Annotated in this window: 14 protein-coding genes; 3 read left to right on the plus strand and 11 right to left on the minus strand. The window is 69.7% G+C overall.

Annotated elements, in window-relative coordinates; translation table 11 throughout:
* Positions 1-44: 44 nt before the first annotated feature.
* Together ABZ876_RS27530 and betA are read right to left on the minus strand one after the other, a co-directional pair.
* Positions 45-881, minus strand: coding sequence for a 5,10-methylenetetrahydrofolate reductase (locus tag ABZ876_RS27530; RefSeq protein ID WP_361786656.1), 837 nt, complete (start codon positions 879-881; stop codon positions 45-47).
* 3 nt (positions 882-884) lie between these two features.
* Entirely contained in the window at positions 885-2,555 is a 1,671-nt protein-coding gene (gene betA / locus ABZ876_RS27535) for a choline dehydrogenase (protein WP_361786659.1), read from the minus strand.
* A gap of 155 nt (positions 2,556-2,710) precedes the next feature.
* On the opposite strand from betA, the gene ABZ876_RS27540 reads away from it, so the two are divergent.
* Positions 2,711-3,508, plus strand: coding sequence for an IclR family transcriptional regulator (locus ABZ876_RS27540; protein ID WP_234515336.1), 798 nt, complete (start codon positions 2,711-2,713; stop codon positions 3,506-3,508).
* 65 nt (positions 3,509-3,573) lie between these two features.
* Here ABZ876_RS27540 and ABZ876_RS27545 read toward each other — a convergent pair whose 3' ends face one another.
* From ABZ876_RS27545 to ABZ876_RS27565, 5 genes are all read right to left on the minus strand, one after another.
* Entirely contained in the window at positions 3,574-4,707 is a 1,134-nt protein-coding gene (locus ABZ876_RS27545) for an aromatic ring-hydroxylating dioxygenase subunit alpha (RefSeq protein ID WP_361786663.1), read from the minus strand.
* Between the two features lie 130 nt (positions 4,708-4,837).
* On the minus strand, positions 4,838-6,001 hold the full coding sequence (locus ABZ876_RS27550; RefSeq protein WP_361786666.1) for an FAD-dependent oxidoreductase: 1,164 nt from the start codon (positions 5,999-6,001) through the stop codon (positions 4,838-4,840).
* Positions 5,998-6,360, minus strand: coding sequence for a bifunctional 3-phenylpropionate/cinnamic acid dioxygenase ferredoxin subunit (locus ABZ876_RS27555; RefSeq protein WP_361786669.1), 363 nt, complete (start codon positions 6,358-6,360; stop codon positions 5,998-6,000). Before ABZ876_RS27555 ends, ABZ876_RS27550 begins: the two co-directional genes overlap by 4 nt.
* Positions 6,361-6,611: 251 nt before the next feature.
* On the minus strand, positions 6,612-7,244 hold the full coding sequence (locus ABZ876_RS27560) for an MBL fold metallo-hydrolase (protein WP_361786672.1): 633 nt from the start codon (positions 7,242-7,244) through the stop codon (positions 6,612-6,614).
* Positions 7,244-8,329, minus strand: coding sequence for an S-(hydroxymethyl)mycothiol dehydrogenase (locus ABZ876_RS27565; protein ID WP_361786675.1), 1,086 nt, complete (start codon positions 8,327-8,329; stop codon positions 7,244-7,246). The genes ABZ876_RS27560 and ABZ876_RS27565 overlap by 1 nt, the downstream gene beginning before the upstream one ends.
* A gap of 914 nt (positions 8,330-9,243) precedes the next feature.
* Between ABZ876_RS27565 and ABZ876_RS27570 the strand changes: the two genes are divergently transcribed.
* Positions 9,244-9,795, plus strand: a complete 552-nt coding sequence (locus tag ABZ876_RS27570; protein WP_361786678.1) for a hypothetical protein — start codon at positions 9,244-9,246, stop codon at positions 9,793-9,795.
* Between the two features lie 388 nt (positions 9,796-10,183).
* Here ABZ876_RS27570 and ABZ876_RS27575 read toward each other — a convergent pair whose 3' ends face one another.
* The 4 genes from ABZ876_RS27575 to ABZ876_RS27590 form a co-directional block, all read right to left on the minus strand.
* Positions 10,184-11,656, minus strand: coding sequence for an amino acid adenylation domain-containing protein (locus ABZ876_RS27575; RefSeq protein ID WP_361786681.1), 1,473 nt, complete (start codon positions 11,654-11,656; stop codon positions 10,184-10,186).
* Complete coding sequence (locus tag ABZ876_RS27580; RefSeq protein ID WP_361786684.1) at positions 11,653-11,883, minus strand: phosphopantetheine-binding protein; 231 nt, start codon at positions 11,881-11,883, stop codon at positions 11,653-11,655. Before ABZ876_RS27580 ends, ABZ876_RS27575 begins: the two co-directional genes overlap by 4 nt.
* An 80-nt stretch (positions 11,884-11,963) precedes the next feature.
* On the minus strand, positions 11,964-13,118 hold the full coding sequence (locus tag ABZ876_RS27585) for a cytochrome P450 (RefSeq protein ID WP_361786687.1): 1,155 nt from the start codon (positions 13,116-13,118) through the stop codon (positions 11,964-11,966).
* Between the two features lie 12 nt (positions 13,119-13,130).
* Complete coding sequence (locus tag ABZ876_RS27590) at positions 13,131-16,277, minus strand: amino acid adenylation domain-containing protein (RefSeq protein ID WP_361786690.1); 3,147 nt, start codon at positions 16,275-16,277, stop codon at positions 13,131-13,133.
* Between the two features lie 258 nt (positions 16,278-16,535).
* Here ABZ876_RS27590 and ABZ876_RS27595 point away from each other — a divergent pair, with 258 nt between their 5' ends.
* Entirely contained in the window at positions 16,536-17,651 is a 1,116-nt protein-coding gene (locus tag ABZ876_RS27595) for a zinc-binding dehydrogenase (RefSeq protein ID WP_361786693.1), read from the plus strand.
* Positions 17,652-17,663 lie beyond the last annotated feature (12 nt).

The raw sequence follows: 17,663 nt of genomic DNA on the forward strand, positions 1-17,663 counted from the left end.
GGGCGGGGCCGGAATCCGGTCCCGCCCCCGTTTCGTGGCCACCCTCAGCCGCCCAGCCGGTCCAGCAAGGCGCGGCGCCACCTCTCCGTCTCGGCGATCTGGTTGAACGTGAAGACGTGCAGGCCTGCCACTCGGGCCGACGGCGCGGCGAGCGCCTCCGCGCAGCGGTCGAGCAGTCTCTCGGGCATGTAACCCCCGGGCGTCGCGAACCGCAGGAACCAGGACGCGTGCTTGGTCAGGAAGCGCGTGGACTCCCCCACCCCGATCTTCGTCGCCATCGACAGCAGCTTCGCGCGCTGCACCGGTCCGGCGACGCCCACGCGCACGGGCAGCGTGACGTCACGGCGCCGTATACGGGCGATCCAGTCGCCGAGCACGCGCGGATCGAAGCACAGGTTGCTGACGATGTACGTGGCGTGCGCGCGCTTGTCCCACATCGCCTGGATGGTGATGTCGTCGTGGATGAGCGGATGACTCTCCGGGTATCCGGTGATCCCCAGGTGCGCGAAGGGCCCGCCCAGCTCGTCCAGTCGGCGCAGCACGGGCAGCGCCTCGCCGTACGGCCCGGCCGGCGGGTCGGCGTCGCCCGCCGGGACGAAGACGTCGTCGACGCCCACCGTGCGCAGCCGCTCGACGACGTCCTTCAGGTGCGTGTCGTCCCGCAACAGCCGCGCGGGCAGGTGCGGGACGACACGGTAGCCGTGTGCCGTAAGCCGCTCGGTGAGGCCGAGGGTCGGTTCCAGGCCCTTGACCGGCGACGCCGTGACCGTGACCACGATGTCGCGCGGGACATGGGCAAGGACCTTCTCCTCGGTCGCCTTCGCCGGCAGCACCTCGTAGCGGACGCGACTCAGCAGCGCCCGCAGGGCCTCGCCGCCCAAGGCCTACCCGGCCTGCTTCCGGGCGTCGCGGTGGCGGTAGTACGCGACCTTGGAGGGCGCCGCCGGCTCCTTGCCGAGGATCAGGTCGGCCGCCTTCTCGGCGATCATCATCACCGGCGCGTAGATGTTGCCGTTGGTGACGTAGGGCATCACCGAGGCGTCGACGACCCGCAGCCCCTCCAGGCCGTGCACCCGCATGCTCAGCGGGTCGACGACCGCCATCTCGTCGGTGCCCATCTTGCAGGTGCACGACGGGTGCAGGGCCGTCTCGCCCTCCTTGGCGACCCACGCGAGGATCTCCTCGTCGGTCTCGACGGAGGGTCCGGGCGAGATCTCACCGTCGTTGTAAGGGGCGAGTGCCGGCTGGTTGAGCAGCTTGCGGGCCACGCGGATCGCCTCGACCCACTCCCGGCGGTCCTGCTCGGTGGAGAGGTAGTTGAAGCGCAGTGCCGGGTGTTCCCGCGGGTCCTTGCTCTTGATCTTCACGGAGCCGATGGCGTCGGAGTACATGGGCCCGACGTGCACCTGGTAGCCGTGGCCGCCCGACGGCGAGGAGCCGTCGTAGCGGACCGCGACCGGCAGGAAGTGGAACATCAGGTTGGGGTAGTCCACGTCCTCGTTGCTGCGGGCGAAGCCGCCGGCCTCGAAATGGTTGGTCGCGGCCGGACCCTTGCGGAAGAGCCACTGGAGCCCGATGAAGGGGGCACGCCACTTCGCCATGTACGGCTGCATGGAGACGGGCTGCTTGCAGCCGTACTGGACGTAGACCTCCAGGTGGTCCTGCATGTTCTCGCCGACGCCCGGCAGGTCGTGGACGACGTCGATGCCCAGGGCGGACAGCTCGGCGGCGTTGCCGACGCCGGAGAGCTGGAGCAGCTGCGGGGAGTTGACGGCGCCGCCGCACAGAATGACTTCCTCGGCGCGGACCTGCTGGACCGGGCCCCGGCCGCGCTGGTACTCGACGCCCACGGCCCGCTTGCCCTCGAAGAGGACCTTGGTGACCAGGGCGCGGGTGGTGACGGTGAGGTTGGGCCGCTTCATGGCGGGCTTGAGGTACGCCTTGGAGGCCGACAGCCGGCGCCCGCGGTGGACATTCCGATCGAACTTCGCGAAGCCTTCCTGCCGGTAGCCATTGACGTCGTCGGTGGGGGCGTAGCCGGCCTCCTCGGTGGCCTTGAGGAAGGCGGCGAACAGCGGGTTCGTGGCGGGGCCGCGCTCGAGGACGAGGGGACCGTCGTGGCCGCGGAACTCGTCGTCGGGGTCGGCCGCGAGGCAGTTCTCCATCCGCCGGAAGTACGGCAGGCAGTGCGCGTAGTCCCAGGTCTCCATCCCGGGGTCGGCGGCCCAGCGCTCGTAGTCCATGGGGTTGCCGCGCTGGAAGATCATGCCGTTGATGCTGCTGGAGCCGCCCAGCACCTTGCCGCGGGCGTGGTAGATGCGCCGGCCGCCCATGTGGGGCTCGGGCTCGGACTCGTACTTCCAGTCGTAGAAGCGGCTGCCGATGGGGTAGGTCAGCGCCGCGGGCATGTGGATGAACACGTCCCAGGGGTAGTCGGACCGGCCCGCCTCCAGCACGAGCACCCGGTTTCCGGGGTCGGCCGAGAGCCGGTTCGCCAGTGCGCTGCCGGCTGATCCACCGCCGACGATGACGAAGTCGTAGTGCAGGGGAGCCATGGTGCCTCGTCTCGCTCGCTCGCGCCGTCGATACGCGAGGCATGCTAATACGGGTATCGCTATACGCACTAGGTTGCGAAGCGCGCAACTTATAAGGTCTTCGCTTCCGCCGGATTACTTGCAAGTGCGTTGTTTACTGCGCGTATAGTTCCGCTATGAGCAACTACAGTCCGGACACCGAAACGAACAGCTCGCAGTCCGGCGGGGTGCAGTCCGTCGACCGGGCCATCAGCGTGCTCGAGATCCTGGCCCAGCGCGGCGAAGCGGGCGTGAGCGAGGTGGCCGCCGAGATCGATGTTCACAAGTCGACCGCGTTCCGTCTGCTCGGCGCCCTGGAGGCGCGCGGTCTCGTGGAGCAGTCGGGCGAGCGCGGCAAGTACCGGCTCGGCTTCGGCATCGTACGCCTGGCCGGGGCGGTCACGGGACGTCTCGACATCACTCAGCAGGGCCGTCCGGTCTGTGAGCGCCTCGCAGAGGAGATCGGCGAGACGGTCAACATCGCCGTCATGCAGGAGCACTACGCGATCAACCTCTATCAGGTGCGCGGCCCGGCCGCCGTCGCCGCGCACAACTGGGTCGGCGAGCTGACCCCGCTGCACGCCACCTCCAGCGGCAAGATCATGCTGGCCCATCTGCCCGCCAAGGAGCGCGCCGCGCTGCTGGCGGATGCCGGCCTCAAGAAGGTGACCCCTCACACGATCTCCTCGAAGGCGAAGCTCGAGAAGAACCTCGCCGAGGCCCGGGAGCGCGGCTACTCCTGGACGCTGGAGGAGCTGGAGATCGGGCTGCACGCCATGGCCGCGCCGATCCGTGACCGGGAAGGCCAGGTCATCGCGTCGATCAGCGCCTCCGGGCCCTCGTACCGGTTCACCGAGGAGCGCATGCACGAGCTGGCTCCGGTACTGGTCAAGGGTGCGGAGGAGATCAGCCACCGCATGGGGTACCTGGGCTGAGCGCATCGGCGCCCGCCGAGCGGCCCGCGTGCGCCGGCGCGGGCCACGGGCATCCCACCCCTGCGCTACTCCGGCTGCCCCGTACCGAGACGCTCGTACACCCAGTCGTGGAAGGCGCCGATGTGGTGCTCACTGGGCACCAGCACACCGCCCTTGGCGTACAGCCGCGAGCTCATGCCGGGCTGGGTGCGCTCGCAGGCGTCGAAGTCCTGGCGGTTGACCCGGTCGAAGAGCTCCACGGACCGGCTGACATCCTGGCCGCTCTCCACCACGCCGGGCAGGTAGAGCCAGTCGCACTCGACGACAGTGCGGTCGACGGCCACCGGGTACATGCGGTGGAAGATCACATGGTCGGGCACGAGGTTGATGAAGACCTGCGGCTTGACCGTGATCGCGTAGTACCGGCGGTCCTGCTCCTCGGACACCCCGGGGATGCGGTCCAGGCCCTCGGAGCCGTCGACGGTGAAGCCCTGGATCTCCGCACCGAACTCGGCGCCGTGGCCGACGTAGTACTGGGCGGCGTAGCCGTCGGCGAACTCGGGCAGGACCTCGGTGAGTTCGGGGTGGATCGTGGCGCAGTGGTAGCACTCCATGAAGTTCTCGATGATGAGCTTCCAGTTCGCCTTGACGTCGTAGACGATCCGCTTGCCCACCGAGAGGTTCGCGATGTCGTAGCGCTCGATCGACTCCACGTCGCCGAGGCGGCCGACGACCTCGCCGACTACGTCCTCCTCGAAGGAGGGCGGGTCCTCCGCCAGGCAGACCCAGACGTAGCCGAGCCATTCACGGACGGCCACGCTCACCAGGCCGTACTCGGTGCGGCCGACGTCGGGCATCTTGGTGAGGTTGGGTGCCGCGAGCAGCCTGCCGTCGAGGCCGTAGGTCCAGGCGTGGTACGGGCACTGGAAGGCACGCTTGACCTCGCCCGTCCCATCGGTGCAGAGCTTGGCTCCGCGGTGCCGGCAGACGTTGAAGTAGGCGCGGATCGAGTTGTCCCGGGCCCGGGTGACGAGGATGCTCTCGCGGCCCACGTCGACGGTGCGGAAGGCTCCGGGCTTCGGCAGGTCCGATGCCCGCGCAACGCAGAACCACATCGCCTCGAAGATGCGCTCCTGCTCCTGGGCGAAGATGCCGGGGTCCGTGTACGCGGAGCCGGGGAGGGTGGCGATCAGGCTGTCCGGCAGGTTTGTCGAGGTCAACGCTGCACTCCTCGGGAAACGTCGTGGAAAGGTCAGTCACGCGCCGGGAAGAGCGACTTCGGACGGCGTTGTGTATGAAGCAACGCTGCGTCTTAAATGCAACGCAGCATGAGATATCGCAAGCGCGGTGTCAAGACGCGGCGGCGGTGAACTGCTTGCGCCGGCGGGTGAAGAGCCGCGGTTGGTTCATCCCGAGCACGGCGACCGGTCTGCCGGCCCGCCGGTAGACGGCCAGGAAACTTCGGTCGTCGGTCGTACCCTCCTCGACCGTCACGCTGTCGGCCCCGGCGGCGTGGCCGACGAACTGGATCTTCACGCCGTACTGATCGGACCAGAAGTACGCAGGCCGGGGCACGCCCGGTTCCGTTGCGCCGTGCGCGAGCAGCGCGGCCACGGCGGCGTCGGGCCGTTCCAGCGCACCGGTCCAGTGCTCGACCCTGCGATGGATTCCGGTGTGCGGGTCGTACCAGTTGGCGCAGTCGCCCACGGCGACCACCCCGGCCAGACTGGTGCGGCCGTCGGCACCGCACTTCACGCCGTTGTCGAGTGCCACACCGGACCCCTGCAGCCACTCGACGCAGGGACGCGCGCCCACGCCGACGACCACGGTGTCGGCCGGAACGCTGCGTCCGTCCTCCAGCAGTACGGCATCCACCCGGCGCTCCCCACTCAGCCCCTTGACCCCCACTCCGCACAGCAGCTGTACGCCGTGGTCGGCGTGGAGGGCGGAGACGATGCCGCCCATTTCCTCGCCGAGCGGCCCGGCCAGCGGTGTCGGCGCCGCCTCGATCACGGTGACCTCGAGGCCGAGACCGTAGGCCGTGGAGGCGACCTCGGCGCCGATGAAGCCGCCGCCGATCACTACCAGCCGTCCGCCCCGGGCCAGTTCGTCCCGCAGGGCGCGGGCGTCGTCGAGGGTGCGCAGCGCGTGGACTCCGGCGAGACCCTCCGTGCCGGGCAGGGTGCGGGCGGCCGCGCCGGTCGCTATGACCACGCCGTCGGCGCGTATCTCCCGGCCGTCGGCGAGCCGGATCGCCCGCCCGGTGCGGTCGAGTCCGGTGGCGCGGACGCCGAGCACCCACTCCGCCCGGAGGTCCTCGTCGTCCCTCTCCAGTGCCAGATCCGCTTCGCCGATGGCACCGGCCAGGAACTCCTTGGACAACGGCGGCCTGTCGTACGGCCGGTGGGGCTCGTCGCCGATGACGACCAGCCGGCCGTCGTACCCCCGTTTCCGCAGCGAGCGCGCGGCCGACAGACCGGCCAGCGAGGCGCCCACCACGGCCACGGTCCTCACGCGGGGTCTCCGGCCAGGCGGGAGGCGATGCACGGCGGCAGGTTGGGCGCCTCCGTGGACAGCCGCACATAGACCGTTCCGTCCTCGACGACGACCTCGTGCGTGCGGACCGGGAGCTTGGCCGGCGGGGCGTCCACGGCTCCGGTCCTCAGGTCGAACTTCGATGCGTGCAGCGGGCATTCCACCTCGCAACCCTCCAGCCAGCCGTCCGCGAGCGAGGCGTCCTGGTGGGTGCAGGTGTCGTCGATGGCGAAGAGCTCGCCGTCATCGGTGTGGAACACCGAGACCGGCGGGTCGATGTCGAGCCTGTGGGCCTCGCCTCGCGGCAGATCCGCGAGACGGCACGCGGGAATCATCATGACACCTCGGTGCGTATAGCGAAACGGATTGCGATTAGCGCAACGTCAGTCTGGGGGCGGCGCCAAACCCTTGTCAAGGCGTCCAAGGGTCGGTTCCAGACGGCTTCGACGGCGGTTCTCCGAGCACGCCGAAGCGCCCCCAACCACTGGGGTGAGCAGGGAGAACAGGCGCCGAACAGGGGGCACGACGGCCTCGCCGCCGACAGCGGTGCACAGGACACCGTCACCGGGGCGAGGCCCTCGCCGGGCGGTCAGAAGCCGCGGTCGATCCACTCCTGGAGATGCGGCGCCTCGGCGCCGATGGTCGTGGTCTCGCCGTGGCCGGTGTGCACCACCGTGTCGTGCGGCAGCGCGAGGAGACGTTCCCTGATCGATTCGATGATGGTGGGGAAGTCGCTGTACGACCTTCCCGTCGCCCCGGGACCGCCCGCGAAGAGCGTGTCGCCGCTGAACAGCGCGGCGAGTTCCGGTGCATACACACAGACGGCTCCCGGGGCGTGGCCCGGGGTGTGCAGCACGGCCAGCCGGACGCCCGCGACCGTGACGGTCTGCCCGTCGGTCAGCTCACCGTCCGGTGTCCGGTCGGGATGGGTGTGCTTCCACAGCGGCAGGTCGTCGGCGTGCAGCAGGATCGGGGCGCCGGTGCGGGCGGCCAGATCCGGTGCGGCGCCGATGTGGTCGTTGTGCGCGTGGGTGGACACGATCGCGCGCAGGATGCGTCCGCCGAGGACCCGGACGATGGCGTCGGCGTCATGAGCGGCGTCGATGACGACCGCCTCGCTGTCGTCACCGACGATCCACACGTTGTTGTCGACGTCCCAGGTACCGCCGTCCAGGGAGAACGTCCCCGAGGTGACGAGGCGTTCGATACGGGCGCCTGCCATCAGAGGATCACCACGGAACGCAGGACGTCACCGTGGTGCATGCGCTCGAAGGCCTTCTCGACCTCGTCGAGCGCGATGGTCTCGGTGACGAAGGCGTCCAGGTCGAGGCGGCCCTGCAGGTAGAGGTCGATGAGCATCGGAAAGTCGCGGGAGGGCAGGCAGTCGCCGTACCAGGACGACTTCAGCGACCCGCCCCGGCCGAACACGTCCAGCAGGGGCAGTTCCAGCTTCATCTCCGGGGTCGGTACGCCGACCAGCACCACCGTCCCGGCGAGATCGCGGGCGTAGAAGGCCTGCCGGTACGTCTCCGGACGGCCCACCGCCTCGATGACGACATCGGCGCCGAATCCCCCGGTCAGCTCGCGCACCGCGTCGACTGCGTCGGTCTCCTTCGAGTTGACCGTGTGGGTCGCGCCCAGCTTCTTCGCCGTGGCCAGCTTGCGGTCGTCGATGTCCACGGCGATGATCTTCGCCGCACCCGCCAGATTCGATCCGACGATCGCCGCGTCGCCCACACCGCCGCAGCCTATGACCGCCACGCTGTCACCGCGTCCGACGTTGCCGGTGTTGATGGCCGCGCCGATGCCCGCCATCACACCGCAGCCCAGCAGTCCGGCGGCGGCCGCCGACGCGGCCCGGTCCACCTTGGTGCACTGCCCGGCCGCCACCAGCGTCTTCTCGGCGAAGGCTCCGATGCCCAGAGCCGGCGAGAGTTCCGTACCGTCGGTCAGGGTCATCTTCTGCTTCGCGTTGTGCGTGCTGAAGCAGTACCAGGGCCGCCCGCGCAGACATGCACGGCACTGACCGCACACCGCGCGCCAGTTCAGGATCACGAAGTCACCGGGCGCCACGTCCGTGACGCCCTCGCCCACCGACTCCACCACCCCCGCCGCCTCGTGCCCCAGCAGGAAGGGGAAGTCGTCACTGATGCCGCCCTCGCGATAGTGCAGATCGGTGTGGCAGACGCCGCATGCCTCGATCTTGACCAGTGCCTCACCCGGGCCGGGGTCGGGCACGACGATCGTTTCCACACTGACGGGGGCGCCCTTGCTCCGCGCGACGACGGCACGGACCTGCTGAGACATGGCCACTCCTCGGCTGCCAGAGGGTCGAGATGTTGCCTATTACGGTACGCATCTCGTGTTTCGCAACACAGCATCGCGGAGAGCGCAGCAGCGGTCAAGAATTCGTCACGCGATAGACGTGTGGCCGCGGGAGGGTCGCCCGAGCGAGGGCGGACCGCGTCAGCGAACACCTCTCCCGCCAGGCCCGTACAGCCACCTGTACTGGGGCAGCTTCCAGAACGACGGCCGGGTCGGCCGGCTCCGACGCTTCGACTCCGCACGCCGCCGGGCCGAAACGCAGCGGCGAGAACCGATCCGAACCCGACCTGTGGCGCCTGCGCGGCGATGACGATGCGGTCAGTCACCGGGTCGGTGCCGACGACAGGACGTGTCGTCGTGGGAATGCGCCCGTACCCCTGTCTCCGGAGGGACACCAGGATCTGGGCGCCCTGCTCGCGGCAGCGTGCGGTACGCGAAGAAAAGCGTCGCGGCCACGGTCAGGACTACCGCCGCCCTGCGACCAGGTACCGGTACCGGTACCGCCACTGCGGCAGGCAGTCGTGGAGGTACAGCGCGAAGGGGACCCACCAGACCAGGTCGTTGGTGACGAGAATGACGCCGGAGGCCAGGGGCCACTCGCCGGTGAGGGCCAGCCACAGCCAGCCGAACGGTCCGAGGATCTAGCCGGCCAGGCCGACCACCGCGACGGCGAAGCCTTCGGCGGGGCGGAGGGCCACGTCCAGACGGGCGTCCCTCGTACCGGGCCTCCAGGCACTGATCGTCCACGACCTCGCACACGGCATGGGCCATGTCGACGGCATCCTGTGCTGTGCCGCTCCGGACACCCGGCGGCACCGCGGCCCGGCGATGTTCGGCGATGATGCACGGCACCGGGCTCCAGTTCACCGCTCCTCGCGGGGGCGTTCCCACCGTGGTTGCGCGGCTGGTCCGAGCCCGAGTGGACAGTGTTCCCGCCGCCGGTCAGCAGACGGCTGGTCCACCAGGTGTACGAGACGGCCGATCTGGACGCCCTGGCCGACCTGTGTGGTGCCCGCACGATCGCTTTCAAGGCGGGTACCGAATTCACCGCCGTCAACCGCGCTTTGGGTTTCTTCGCCGCACTCCGGGCCCGCACCGGGCGGCCCCGCGCCACCCGGCGCTGGAACCCGCTGGTGCGCGCGGTTTCATGGCTCGTCGGCCGGGTCGGCGACGAGGCAGGCGGCTTCACGGTCACCGTGAGCGGGGAGCGCGGCGGGCTGCCCCTCCGCCGGCTGAGCATGACGGCCCGGCAGGCCGGCGGTCGCATTCCCTCACTGCTCGCCGGCATAGCCGTCGACCACCTGCTGGCGGGCCGGCTCCACACCACCGGCCTCGTCCCGCTCCATTCCTGGCTGGCACCGCACGAGTTGCGTGCGGCGCTGCGCGACCGCGGGATCGGCCTGTGGCGGAGCGACGACGAGGACGGCTGGCGTTCCTGGGAGGAGTGACGATCCGTCAGGCCGCCACCGGAGACGCAAGGAAGGGGGTGCTTCTGCCTTCTCCCATCTGCGTCCCACCTCTGACGAGCTGCGCTGGAGGCTTTGCCGGGACAGTCCAAGAGGAACTGAAGATGCCCGCGGATTGGCAGAGGTCCTCGAGGGCACGAAGCTCGACTACTCCCTGGACATGCTGCAGACTCAAGCGCCGGAACATTCGAGTACAGCGGCCGCAGCGACGTACACCGTCAACTCATATCTCGACTCTCAACCGCATGACCAGTTACTGAGCGCTCCAGTTCCTTCACCACCCCGATCACGGGAGATCCTCCGTTCCCCGGCGGACCTACTGAAAGCCGGGCGGTACGAGAAATGGCAGGTCTCGCCGCGCGGAAGATGCTCAGGGAGTTCGCAGGAGAGATATCCGATCAATCTTCCCATGCACCGTCATGGGAATGCTCTCCACGAAAACATAGGTTTGGGGCACCATTTCGGAAGGAAGATGCCGAAGCATGAACTGCTTGAGTGCAGAGGCCGAGCGGCGGTCGACGCCGTCGGGAGCACCGACCACGTAAGCCGTGAGCAGGGACTGGTCCTGATTCCAGTCGACCACGACGTCGTTCACCCCGGGATACCGGCCCAGCACGCCCTCGATCTCCCCCGGCTCCACCCGCACGCCACGAACCTTGATCTGCCGGTCGATCCGACCGAGGAACTCCAGTTCGCCCTCGTCGTTGCGGCGAACCAAATCACCTGTGCGATACCACCTTCCCGCGGAGCCGGTGACGCGCACGAAACTTCTCTCGGTGGCCGCCCGGTTCCGCCAGTAGCCGAGAGCCAGGCATGCGCCGCCGACGAGGAGTTCTCCGGCGGCACCGGTCCCGGCCTGTCGCTGGCCGTCGAGCACCATGGTCCGGGCCGAGTCGATCGCCCGGCCGATCGGGACGGGGCCGGTGCTCCTCGGCGCCACCTCGTAGCTGGTGGCGACCACGGTCGTCTCCGTGGGGCCGTAGTGGTTGACGAAGCGCCGCAGGGGGTGCCCGTCCCACAGGCGCAGTCTGTCCCCGCCGGTCAGCAGGCAGCGCAGCTGTCCGAAGCGGGTGCCGTGCCGCAGATACGCCTCGGCCAGCGGAGTCGGCAGAAACGACAGGTCGATGGCCTGTTCCCGGTACCAGTCGCCGAGTTCCCAGGGCGCCAGCTTCAGTTCGTCCGGCGCGAAGTGGACGGACGCCCCGTGGCAGAGGTACGGCCAGGTCTCCCACATGAAGGCGTCGAACGACATGGCCGCGATCGATGAAGCCCTGTCCCCGGGCGTCACGCCGTAGGTGTCCCCGTGCCACCGCGCCAGCAGCGCGAAGGACTCGTGTCCGACGAGCACGCCCTTCGGGACCCCCGTCGATCCCGAGGTGTGGATGAGGTACGCGCTGCCTGCGGACACACCGGACGCGTCCGGTGGCACCACGGCGCAGGCCGCCAGGTCGATCACCCGGGGCACGCCGGGCAGCTCGGCGTCCACAGCGCCGGAGGAATCCCCGACGACAGCTTCCGGAGCGGCATCGGCCAGGATCGCCTCCAGCCGGCCGCGCGGCATACCGGGAGGCAGCGTGAGGCAGATTCCTCCCATGAGCCAGATGCCGAGCTGGGCGGCCGGCACTGCGACGCCGCGCTCCAGGTGGATCGCGACCACCGCGCCCGGCCGGACACCGCTCCGGGTCAGGGCACGGGCGAGGCCGGCGGCTCGCTCCACCAGCGCGCGGTACGTGGTCCGCTTCCCGTCGCTCTTCAGGGCCGGCGCATCGGGCTGCCGTCGCGCCTGCTCCAGCACCATCTCGGGCACGGAGCGGATGCCGTTGCGCCCCGTCGAGGCGCTCACGCGCTTTCCACCGCGGCGCAGGCCGCCGCTACCGCCTGCGCGCGGGCGTCCGTCAGGAACTGCCGTGCCGGGACGGTCATTCCGTGCTCGGTGCGCAGCAGCGAGATGACCTCCATGACCAGCAGGGAATGACCGCCGATCTCGAAGAAGTCGGATTCCGCACCGACCTCGGACGTTCCGACGACCTTCGCGTAGATCTCGATCACCGCATCGAGCGAGTTGTCCATGTCGTTCTCTCTTTCCTTACGTGTCTCTCGGGGAGCGAAGCGAGTGCGTCTGTGGGAGGCGCGCTGTCGGGCACGAGGGTTCAGGAAGGCCGGACGAGGGCGGATTCGAGTCTCCGGTAGCCGGTGCCGACCGCCCACCGAACTGTCTCCGGCGAGAGCCGGGCCGCGGGGAAGGCAGCCGTCCACTGGGAGATCGCCGTCTGCGCGGCTCTGCGGGCGATCGGAGCGCCGAGACAGTAGTGGACTCCGACTCCGAAGGCCATGTGCCTCCGGTTCCCCGTGAAGTCGAGGCCGTCGGCGTCTGCGGAGTTCTGCCAGTCCCGGTTGGCCGCGGCCAGCAGCACCAGCATGCGGTCACCCGCCCGGATGGTGTGCCCGTCTACGGTCAGGTCGGACACCGCGACCCGGGGGACCTGAGGAACGGGCGTGTCGAAGCGCAGCAGTTCCTCGACGACCGCCTCGGGTTCGGCCTGTCCCGCGGCCACTTCCTTGTAGAGATCGGGTGCGCTCAGCAGGTGCAGCAGCCCGGTCGCGATGAGCCCGGCCGTGGTCTCCTGACCGGCGAAGGAGAGGAGGTGGGCGGTGTGCAGGTAGGTGTCCTCGGCCGCCGTCGGGTCGTCGCCGGCCAGGGGGAACAGGGCGCTGTCCGGCGAGAGATCCGGGGCGAGCACACGGTAGAGGTCGTCGAGCCGGCCGACGGCGTCAGCCGCCTGTGCCGCGAAATCTCTTTTGTGCGGAAAGGCCAAGAAGCTCGCGATCGCTCCCATGTGTACGGCCGCCGTGGATATGACGTCGACCGGCACATCGAGAACGCGGGCGAGAACGCCGCTGGCGACCGGGGTGGCGAAGTCGTTCGCGACGTCCACGCTGTCGAGCGGGCGGAGCAGTTCCAGCTGCGCGGCGACGACGTCCCGGAATGCGTCGGCGAGGCTCTCCACACGCGTGCGGGCGAAGAAGGACTGCATGGTCCGGCGGAGCCGGGTGTGACCCGGTGGATCCATGAGCATGAACCAGCCGAGCAGCATCCGTTCCAGTTCGGGGAAGTCGCGGGCGGCCGACTGCCCGGCGTTCAGCCGAAGCCAGTCCGAGGACACTTCCGGTGAACGCAGCACGGAGTTCACCGCGTTCCGTCCGGTGACCACCCAGACTTCCAGCATGTCGTCCCAGTACACACTGGAACGCTTCTGGAAATTCTTGTAGACGGGGTAAGGATCTTCCCAGAACGAAAGCCCCACGGCCGCTGCTCCCTAATAAGCTGTGTGACGTCGTGCGGTGGTCTCGTAGTCCGTGACCAGCTCTGCAAGGAGCTTGTGGTAGGTCTTCCGCACGGCGCGGGCGGTCTGCGCGGAAACGCGTTCCGGCTGATGGCCGAACGTGACCCGCAAAGTGCCGTCGGGCCGCGGCCAGGCTTCCACGACGAGTTCGTGCATGGAGCGTGGGTGTCCGGCGTCGATGCCGGTGACCCGGCAGTCCGGAAAGTCCAGCTGCTCCTGGTCGACGTCCTGAAGGGCGAACATGGTCTGGAACAGCGGGTTGCGGTCCGAGCGTGCAGGCCGGACGGCTCCGACCACGTTGGTGAAGGGCACGTCCTGGGCGGCGAACGCCTTCATCACGGTGTCGCGGGTGCCTAGCAGCACCGACGGGAAGTCTTGGTCCAGGCGACGGAACGGGATGCACAGCGTGTTGATCAGGCAGCCCACGAAGCTGTCGGCCGAGGGGATGTCGCGCTTGGCGACCGGTACGCCGATGCCGAACGTGTCCTGTCCCAGGGTGCGGTGGAGTGCCGCGGCGTAGGCGGCCAGGAGCAGGGTGAACAACGTCGTGCCGGATTCGGCCGCTGCTTTTTCGAGCGCGGCGGCGTCCGCCGCCGCCAGCGAGAAGGATGCTTCGGCGCGTTCGAGGGCGAGGCCCAGTGATCGCGGTGGCCGGCCGAAGTCGAGCGGCGGCAGCCCGGTGAGCGCCTGCGACCAGAACGCGAGCTGCCTGGTCAGCCGGTCCGGGGGGAGTTGCAGCGCGCGTTCCCGGGCGACGTCCGCAAGTCGGGCCGGGGCGCGGCCGAAGTTCGGCTCCTGGCCCGCGCGACGAGCCGTATAGGCAAGGGCCAGCTCCTCGCGGAGGATCCGCTGCGACCAGGCGTCGAAGGCGACGTGATGGACACAGAGCGCGAAGAAGTGCGTGGCGGCGCAGGCGATGGACGCGCACCTCCACACCTCTCCGCTCTCGATGCTCAGCGGTGCGAGCACGCACTCCCTCAGTCGGCGGACGGCTTCGGCCTCACCGGCCGCCGCGGGCAGGACGTGCAGGGAGACGCGTGCCTCCGCCGCGCCCACGACCGCACGAGGTCTGGGCACGGCCTGGTAGGCGGCTCCCAAGGCCTCATGGCGCTGTCCCACGTCGTGCACGGCCGCGGCCAGGGCATCGAGGTCCAGGGGGCCGTCGATCCTCCAGAAGGAGGGGCAGAGCGGTGCCGGGTCCTCGGGGTGGAATTCGTGCCCCATCGCGAAACCCGCCTGCATGCCCACGAGTTCCACCGCCCGGTGCGGCGAGGTGGTCCCTGGACCGGCCGTCGCGGGCCGGGGCGCGTCCGGTCGCGAGCGGCGCAGTTCGTCCAGGAGGCCGCCGAGCGTCGGGTGGGCCATGATCAGCGAGATCGGGACCGGCTCCCCCAGCCGCGCCCCCAGTTTGGTGCACAGTCGGCCGGCGTCCAGGGAGGTGCCTCCGAGCGCGAAGAACGACGCATCGGATTCCACGCTCTCGCGATGCAGCACCTCCGCGAACGCGGAACGGACGACGGCTTCCAGCTGATCGTCGGCTGTCGCGTCGTGCGCCGCGGCGGCCTGGGGCAAGGGTGGCGACGAGGCGCCCAGTTGCGCGGCCAGTTGCCGGTGGTCGGCCTTGCCGTTCGCGGAGAGCGGGAAGGTGTCGACGTGTGCGAGGTGGTCCGGGACGAGATGTCCCGGCACGCGAGCGGTCATGGCGCGCCGGAGTTCGTCGGGCCGCGGGCCGGCCGGGTGGTCCGTGGTGTAGAAGACAGCGATGCCGACGCAGGTGCCATCGGCGTCCGTGCGGGGGACGGCGGCACAGTCAGTCACGCCCGGCGACTTCCGGACCAGCGTCTCGATCTCCGCCAGTTCAACGCGGTGTCCGCGGAGCTTCACCTGCCGGCCGATGCGCCCGTGGAAATGGAGCACTCCGGCCGCGTCGGCGGAGACCAGGTCGCCCGTTCTGTACATGCGTTCCGCAGGCCCGGGACCGCCGGCTGGGACGAAGCGTTCCTCGGTGAGCCCGGGTTGCCCGTGATAGGAGAGCGCCAGGCCGTCGCCGGCGATGAACAGCTCGCCGGGCTGGCCTGTTGCGCAGGGCTTGCCGTCCCGGAGCACCTGGAGGCGCCGGCCGGCCACGGCCCTGCCGATGGGGATTCCGTTCTCGCGTGAGCAGTCCTCGGGCGTGATCTCGTGCACCGTCGCGAAGACCGTGCTCTCCACGGGCCCGTACCCGTTGACCAGCGTGATGGCGGGGTGGGCCGCCAGGAACCTGCGCACATGCCCCGGTGAGAGACGTTCGCCGCCGATGAAGAGGCGTTCGAGACCGGTGAAGCAGTCCAGGTCCTCCTCGACGAACATGTTGAACAGCGAGGCGGTGAGCCACAGGATGTTCACCCGGTGATCGGCGATCAGCGTCCGGAGCGAGGGGGGAAGCAGGTAGGGGCCGTCGACCAGAACCGACGTTCCGCCGGACAGCAGCATGCCCCACAGTTCGAGACTGAAGGCGTCCCAGGGAAGGGCCGCGGCCAGCGGCATGACGGCTCCCGGCGCGAAACCGCGGAACACCGGATCGGCGAAGAGGCTGACGGTGGCCCGGTGCGGTGACACCACCGCCTTCGGCACGCCCGTGCTGCCGGAGGTGAAGAAGACGGTGGCTGGGGCGTCGGGGAGGACGGCGGGTACGGCAGGGGACGTGGGCAGCCGCTCCGCCCGCTCGACGGGCGGGGGGACGAAGGTGGGGAGGTCCCACCGGGTCGCCCCGGTCGTCACGACGACAGGGGCGGCCAGCAGCTGCACCAGATCCTCCTGCCGGGCGCGAGGCCACTCCGGGGCGATCAGCGAGTACGCGGCGCCTGTCTTGAGGATGGCGAGTATCGCCGCGACCAGCTCCGCCGAACGCGGCATCACGACGGGAACCGTGTCACCCGCTGCCGCGACTCCGCGTCGCGTCAGCTCCCGGGCCCAGGCGTTCGAGACCTCGTCCAGGGTGCGGTAGGAGTAGCGCCTCGCCCCGTCGATCAGCGCGGTGCGGTCTCCCTGTTCCCGTGCCAACACGGCGAAGGACTCGCACAGGGTGCCGCCCCGGTCCGTGAGGCCTGCCGGTCCGGACGCCTTCGTCTCGTTCCTCACCTGCCGGTCGTCCCGGACGAACCGTGCCTCGCCGTTCCCACCATGCCGCTGACTCCTAGTGCAGTCCGACCGTCATCACGCCAGCTCAGAAGGTAGGTCGCACAGCTTTCGTCTCGTTATCGCGCACGCTTCGCACTCCGGCATCCCGGTGCCCGAGGACGAGGGCCCGGTCCGGCGACTGATACAGCGTCGATAAAGCGCGCCCCTAGGGTTCCTACCGCGGCCCTTCCCCGATCCGGTCCCGAGTAGTGGATGGAAATGACTGACGTTCTTCCCAAGACCTCCCGGTCCGTAGTCCTGCGTGCCTTCGGCGAGCCCCTCTGCCTGGAAGAGCTGGACGTCACCGAGGTCGGCCCCGGGGAAGTCCAGGTCAAGGTGGAGTACGGCGGAATCTGCGGCACCGACGCGCACCTGTGGAACGGACGGCTGGACATCCCCACGCCCGTGGTCCTCGGACACGAGGGACTCGGAACGGTGGAGCGGATCGGCTCCGGTGGCCTGCGGGACGCCAACGGCGACGCCCTGGGCGTCGGCGACACCGTGATGTGGGCGTCCTCGATCTCCTGCGGTGCCTGTGTCCCCTGCCGTATGCACGAGGAACCGACCCTGTGCGAACGGCGTACCACCTACGGCGTCAACATCCCGGTGTCGGACGCCCCCGGCCCGTCCGGGTCGTGGTCGCAACGCATGGTCCTGCGCGCCGGCACGAGCCTGGTCAGGATCCCGGCGGGCGTGAGCCCGTCGGCGGCGATGTCACTGGCCTGTGCCGGGCCCACCATGGTGCACGCCCTGTACGGCCGGCGTCCCGTCAGGCTCGGCGAGACGGTCGTGGTCCAGGGCAGCGGACCGGTGGGGCTCGCCGCCGCCGCCATGGCCCAGCTGGCCGGGGCAGCCCGGGTGATCGTGGTGGGCGGCCCCGAGGCCCGCCTCGCGGTCGCCGAGGGACTCGGCATCGGTGACCTCCACCTCGACATCGTCGACGCCCCGGACGCCACGGCCGTACTCGACGAGGTCCGCGCAGTGACCGGAGGCTACGGCGCCGACCTCGTCATCGAGTGCGCGGGGGCTCCGAACGCCATCCCCCAGGGCATCGCCATGGCACGGCGTGGCGGCTCCTACCTCGTCGTGGGACAGTACACCGACCGTGGCGAGATCGACATCAACCCGCACCAGCTCGTCCACCGCCAGCTCTCCCTCTTCGGCTCCTGGGGCTTCACCGGTGCCCATCTGGTCGCCTACGTGAATCTGCTGCCGGCTCTCAGCGCACGGTTCGACCTCGAGAACCTGGTTACCGAGTACCCGATGACGGAGTGCGAAGGGGCCCTGCGGCACGTAGGCGAGGGCTCCGTGCTCAAGGCCGTGCTGCGTCCGTAGCCGAGAACCGCG

This window comes from Streptomyces sp. NPDC046931 (assembly GCF_040644655.1).
Taxonomy (GTDB): domain Bacteria; phylum Actinomycetota; class Actinomycetes; order Streptomycetales; family Streptomycetaceae; genus Streptomyces.

Coding starts and splice junctions, on each gene's coding strand:
- ABZ876_RS27565 (WP_361786675.1), bottom strand. CDS start 8,329: ATGTCTCAGCAGGTCCGTGCCGTCGTCGCGCGGAGCAAGGGCGCCCCC.
- ABZ876_RS27580 (WP_361786684.1), bottom strand. CDS start 11,883: ATGGACAACTCGCTCGATGCGGTGATCGAGATCTACGCGAAGGTCGTC.
- ABZ876_RS27555 (WP_361786669.1), bottom strand. CDS start 6,360: ATGATGATTCCCGCGTGCCGTCTCGCGGATCTGCCGCGAGGCGAGGCC.
- ABZ876_RS27560 (WP_361786672.1), bottom strand. CDS start 7,244: ATGGCAGGCGCCCGTATCGAACGCCTCGTCACCTCGGGGACGTTCTCC.
- ABZ876_RS27595 (WP_361786693.1), top strand. CDS start 16,536: ATGACTGACGTTCTTCCCAAGACCTCCCGGTCCGTAGTCCTGCGTGCC.
- ABZ876_RS27540 (WP_234515336.1), top strand. CDS start 2,711: ATGAGCAACTACAGTCCGGACACCGAAACGAACAGCTCGCAGTCCGGC.
- betA (WP_361786659.1), bottom strand. CDS start 2,555: ATGGCTCCCCTGCACTACGACTTCGTCATCGTCGGCGGTGGATCAGCC.